The 4,459-nt window shown below is 62.5% G+C and carries 8 protein-coding genes; 4 read left to right on the forward strand and 4 right to left on the reverse strand.

Going from position 1 to position 4,459, the window contains the following annotated elements:
* The 4 genes from ABY403_RS13890 to ABY403_RS13905 all read left to right on the forward strand — a co-directional run.
* Window positions 1-97, forward strand: a 97-nt coding sequence (locus ABY403_RS13890) for a flagellar basal body rod C-terminal domain-containing protein (protein WP_372841430.1), incomplete at its 5' end; no start/stop codon positions are given.
* Window positions 94-534 carry a flagellar basal body P-ring formation chaperone FlgA gene (flgA, locus tag ABY403_RS13895; RefSeq protein WP_372841423.1) on the forward strand — a complete coding sequence of 147 codons (441 nt, stop codon included), beginning with the start codon at window positions 94-96 and terminating at the stop codon, window positions 532-534. The genes ABY403_RS13890 and flgA, both read left to right, overlap by 4 nt.
* 7 nt (window positions 535-541) lie before the next feature.
* Window positions 542-1,267: a flagellar basal body L-ring protein FlgH gene (gene flgH, locus ABY403_RS13900; protein ID WP_372841424.1), complete on the forward strand. Its 726-nt coding sequence runs from the start codon at window positions 542-544 to the stop codon at window positions 1,265-1,267.
* Between the two features lie 8 nt (window positions 1,268-1,275).
* Window positions 1,276-1,770, forward strand: a complete 495-nt coding sequence (locus ABY403_RS13905; RefSeq protein WP_372841425.1) for a flagellar basal body-associated FliL family protein — start codon at window positions 1,276-1,278, stop codon at window positions 1,768-1,770.
* 51 nt (window positions 1,771-1,821) lie between these two features.
* Here the strand turns inward: ABY403_RS13905 and ABY403_RS13910 are convergent, their stop codons facing one another.
* The 4 genes from ABY403_RS13910 to ABY403_RS13925 form a co-directional block, all read right to left on the reverse strand.
* Window positions 1,822-2,196, reverse strand: a complete 375-nt coding sequence (locus tag ABY403_RS13910) for a hypothetical protein (RefSeq protein WP_372841426.1) — start codon at window positions 2,194-2,196, stop codon at window positions 1,822-1,824.
* Window positions 2,193-3,275 (reverse strand): flagellar biosynthesis protein FlhB, encoded by a 1,083-nt coding sequence (locus ABY403_RS13915; RefSeq protein ID WP_372841427.1) that lies wholly within the window; start codon window positions 3,273-3,275, stop codon window positions 2,193-2,195. The genes ABY403_RS13910 and ABY403_RS13915 overlap by 4 nt, the downstream gene beginning before the upstream one ends.
* Window positions 3,272-4,051 (reverse strand): flagellar biosynthetic protein FliR, encoded by a 780-nt coding sequence (locus ABY403_RS13920; RefSeq protein WP_372841428.1) that lies wholly within the window; start codon window positions 4,049-4,051, stop codon window positions 3,272-3,274. Before ABY403_RS13920 ends, ABY403_RS13915 begins: the two co-directional genes overlap by 4 nt.
* Window positions 4,048-4,459: FHIPEP family type III secretion protein (locus ABY403_RS13925; protein ID WP_372841429.1), on the reverse strand; the 412-nt coding region annotated here is incomplete at its 5' end. The genes ABY403_RS13920 and ABY403_RS13925, both read right to left, overlap by 4 nt.

The following is a 4,459-nucleotide window of genomic DNA, read 5'->3' on the forward strand; positions in this document are numbered from 1 at the left end:
CACCGAACTTATCAAGGCGCAGCGTGGCTACGAACTGAACGCCAAGGTCATCACCGCCGCCGACCAGATGCTGGCCGCGACAACGCAGGTGCGATGATGATGGACCGCGCATTCTGGGTGATTACGGCAATCCTCTTGCTGTTGGCCAGCAATGGCCGCGCCGATACCGTGGTCGCCACGCGCACCCTGCGCGCCCAGACACTGATTGGCCCCGAGGACGTAGCCTTGATCGGGGGCGAGTTGCCCGGGGGCCTCATCGCACTTTCCGAGGCCATAGGGCAGGAAACCCGCACCGCGATTTTCGCGGGCCGCGCGATCCGGGTTGACGATGTGGGCCCGCCCGCGGTGGTAGAGCGCAACCAGATCGTGCCGCTTCTGTATCGCCGCGGCGCCCTTTCGATTTCTGTCGAGGGTCGCGCGCTCGGGCGCGGCGGCGTGGGCGATGTCTTGCGCGTCATCAACATTGCCTCGCGCAACGTGGTGACAGCGTGGGTCGGCGCTGACGGCACACTGATCGTCAATTCCAATGAATGAGGCTTCCATGCGCCACGTCCTGATGTTCACGTCGCTGATTTCCATCGCGGCTTGCGGCAACCTTGAAGAGGTTGGTCGCGCCCCGCCACTAAGCCCGATCGAATCGAGCGATGAGTTCCGCGCGATGACCACAGCGCCGCTTCCAGCCTATGCCGAACGCAGCGCGCCTAATTCCGAGGCGTCGCTCTGGTCCGGCTCTCGCGGTTCGCTGCTGGGCGACCGCCGTGCAAGCGTGGCGGGTGACATCATGACCGTTGTCATCGAGATCGACGACAAGGCCGAGATTTCCAATTCCACCGGACGCGCGCGCACCGGCGCACAGACCATGGGCATTCCTTCGCTGTTCGGTATTCCCCAACGCTTGAATGAGTTGCTCCCGACGGGCGCTGGGCTCGACACCGCCGTTTCTACCAACTCCTCCACGAACTTCAGCGGCAATGGCTCGGTTTCGCGCAACGAAAAGCTGACCCTGCGCGTCGCGGTCACGGTGATCGAGCGGCTACCGAACGGCGTGCTGCGTATTCAAGGCAGCCAAGAGGTAAGGGTCAATTTCGAGGTGCGAGAGTTGATTGTAACCGGCTTTGTTCGGCCCGAAGACATCAGCCGCCAGAACGAGATCACCTACGACAAAATCGCAGGCGCGCGCATTTCCTACGGCGGCCGTGGGCAGATCACCGATATGCAGCAGCCCACATACGGCCAGCAGATCACCGATATCATTCTGCCGTATTGAGCCGAAACATGGGCAAGATTCTTCCCGCGTTGCTTGCGTTGATCGGGCTCGCCGTAGGCGGCGGCGGCGGATACATGCTTCGCCCCACCGCGCACACCTCTAGCGAAGCGAACCCTTGCGGCGAGGTGTCTGCGGCACCCGACGCGCATTCAGTTGCCGACCCGCACGACGCCTCGGCCTTCAACTATGTCAAGCTGAACAACCAGTTCGTAATCCCGGTGGTAGAGGCTGGGCGAGTTTCGGCTTTGGTCATTCTTTCGCTGAGCCTAGAGGTGGCACCCGGGGGCAGTGAAAAGGTTTATGCGGTAGAACCCCGCCTGCGCGATACGTTGCTGCAAGTTCTGTTCAACCACGCCAACACTGGCGGGTTTCGCGGCGCGTTTACGGAAGCGGGCAATATGGATGCGCTGCGCCGCGCACTTCTAGAGGCGGCAAGAAAAACCCTTGGTGAGACCGTTAGCAACGTATTGATCGCTGATATCGTGCGCCAAGACAGCACGTGAAAGCTGCGCGCAGCTTTGTCATTGCTGTGGCCTAGGCTGTGTGGCGACCCGCTAGTTTCTGCGCGCTTTTAGAGCGGAGTTTTGCGCGGCAAGCCGCTTGGCTAGCCTGACCAAAACCTCGGTCCGACCCAAGGCGCGCTGCGCCTCTGCCCGACATGTTTCGCTATGACCTATGGCGCGCGTCAGATTTGCCTCACCCGTCTTTCTGTGTGCCGCGGCCCAGCAGTGATAAATGGCGAGCTGGCGCGCCGCCGCCACATCGCCGCTACTGGCAGCGGTGGCGGCGCGCTCTGCGGTGTCGAGTGCGGCGAGGTCGGCGCGCGCAGAAGCCTCTGCCGTGCGCGCCAGCTTGTATAGCTGCAATGCCGCGTCGCGGCGCAGGAGGGCAACTCTTTCAAGTGCCGCCAACTTTTCCGCGCGCTTCATATGCCGTTCCTTTCGCGAGCGCGCCTGCGGATACGTTCGGCAAAGCGGATCGCCGCGGCGACCGCCTTGAAGTGCTCGGGCCGGATTTCTTGCCCAAGGCCCACGGTTGCATAGATTGCCCGTGCCGTCGGCGGGTCGGAATGAATGGGAATTGCCGCCTCGACGGCCCGCTCTCGGATTCGCGCGGCCACCTCGTCAACGCCTTTTGCAAGGCAGATTGGCGCATGCAAGCTGCCACGCTTCCACTGCAGTGCCACCGCGAAATGCGTCGGGTTGACGATCACCACATCAGCCTTGGCAACATCGGCAAGCATCTGGTTGGTGGCAATTTCCACGGCGCGTCGCCGCCGCTGACCTTTGAGCTGCGGGTCGCCATCCGACTGTTTCAACTCATCCAGAAGTTCTTGCCGCGTCATGCGGTGGCGGCGCAGGTGTTCGGCCCGCTGCCAGAGATAGTCGATGGCACCGATGCTGCCTGCGATCAGCAGCATCAGGAAAAGAAACTCGACGATCAGGCTGCCAAGCTCGGCAACCGCCATGCCAGGGGAACCCTCTTGCGAAAGAACGATGCGCGGCATTCGACTGGCAAGAAACACGCCCAGCAGCAGCGCAATGATGACCAGCTTGGCGAAGCTTTTGGCAAACTCGAACAGGCCAGAGCGTCCGAATTTCTGCTTGGCATTGGCTAGGGGATTAATGCGGCTTAGCTTTATTTCGAGTTTTTCGGGTGCGAAAACAATGGCCCGCTGCACCATCAAGGTGGCAAGCACAAAGCCCATCGGTGCAAGAAAAAAGGGCATGACGGATAGCAATAGCGTGCCAAGCAGCCCGCCAAGTGGGCCCGTTTCGCCACCAAGCAGCAACGGTGCTAGGCTGTCGGCCTGATCGAGCAGCACCATCGCGCCGGTGCCAAAATCGCGCAGACCTGCAACACCTAACCCAACTGCGGCGATCAGCAGCCCGCCGTATGCTGCTGCAACGTTGACATCGGCTGATCGCACCAACTCGCCACGCTTTCGCGCCTCTGCCAGCTTGCGTTCGGTCGGTTCGTGTTCGCGCTCTGCGTCGGAATCATTCATCGCGCAATCTCAAACGGGTTGGCAAGCATCAGCGCAAGATCCTGATGCCAAAGCGCCAGTCCGGCCGGAACGCTAAGCAGCAGAAGCAAAAGCCCGCCCACGGTTAGCGCCGGGGCACCGACAAAGGCCACCATCAGTTGCGGCATCGCGCGGTTGATGGCGCCGAGCGCCACGTTATAGACCAGCCCCGCCAGCACGAATGGCGCGGCGAGCGTGAAAGCCAAAGAAAAGCCGTGCGCCACCCCGGCCACCCCCCAGCGCCTGATGCTTTCGGCGTCTGGAAACTGACCCGCAGGCAGCGCGACATATGACCCGATCAGCGCCTCGGCGCAGCGAATATGCAGCCCGAGCAGCACCGCCAGTGCCAGCCCGCCCCAAGTGAGCAGATGCCCGATTGCGGGTTGCGGCTCGCCCGCGCCGCCGCCGAATAGCTGCGATAGCGAACTTGCTTGCGCGGCGATCGTGCCTGCGATCTGCAATGCCAGAACCATGAACCGCAAGACCGCGCCCAGCGCCAGACCTGCCAGCACCTCGGTGGCAAAGACCAGACCGGGCAGTGTGCCCGTGGAATGAAGCGGTGCGATATCGGCCTTGACTGCGGGCAGCACAACCAGAGTGAACGCCAGCGCTGCACCTAGCCGCACACGCGCGGGAATCACGGTCTCGCCAAATGCCGGCAGCAAGGCCATAGCAGCGCTGACGCGCAGAAACACTATGAAGCCTGCAAGCAGTGTTTGCGTGCTGATTGCAGCAAGGCTGGCCAGCGCCTCGTTCATACCTGCACCATGCCCACCAGCGCGGGGCGCGCATCGGGCCCGATTTCCTCGAAACTCAACACCGGTGCGGCAACGCCTTTGGCGCCCAGAACCGTCTTTACAAACCGCCGTCGGCGCGCCGAGGTGACCACGCCGGGAAAGACACCGTTTTCCGCAACACGCGCCAGACGCTCCGCGACATTTTGCGCGAGGCGATTGAACTTGTCCGGCGGCAGCGCGATGTCGGCATGCCCCTTTTCCGCCGGAAGCTGATATGCCGAGAACGTCTCTTCCCATTCGGGCGACAGTTGCAGCAGCGGGATCGTGCCATCGCTGCGCCGAAGCTCGGCCACCAGCTGAAACCCGAGCCGCTGGCGCACATGCTCGCAGATCGCCTCGGGGTTCTGCAATCCGCGGGATTCTGCGATG

Source organism: Phaeovulum sp. (genome assembly GCF_041596715.1).
Lineage (GTDB): Bacteria > Pseudomonadota > Alphaproteobacteria > Rhodobacterales > Rhodobacteraceae > UBA6213.

Bases quoted from the DNA above. Each gene is read 5' to 3' on its own strand.
- flgA (WP_372841423.1), top strand. From the start codon at position 94: ATGATGATGGACCGCGCATTCTGGGTGATTACGGCAATCCTCTTGCTG.
- flgH (WP_372841424.1), top strand. From the start codon at position 542: ATGCGCCACGTCCTGATGTTCACGTCGCTGATTTCCATCGCGGCTTGC.
- ABY403_RS13915 (WP_372841427.1), bottom strand. From the start codon at position 3,275: ATGAATGATTCCGACGCAGAGCGCGAACACGAACCGACCGAACGCAAG.
- ABY403_RS13910 (WP_372841426.1), bottom strand. From the start codon at position 2,196: ATGAAGCGCGCGGAAAAGTTGGCGGCACTTGAAAGAGTTGCCCTCCTG.
- ABY403_RS13905 (WP_372841425.1), top strand. From the start codon at position 1,276: ATGGGCAAGATTCTTCCCGCGTTGCTTGCGTTGATCGGGCTCGCCGTA.
- ABY403_RS13920 (WP_372841428.1), bottom strand. From the start codon at position 4,051: ATGAACGAGGCGCTGGCCAGCCTTGCTGCAATCAGCACGCAAACACTG.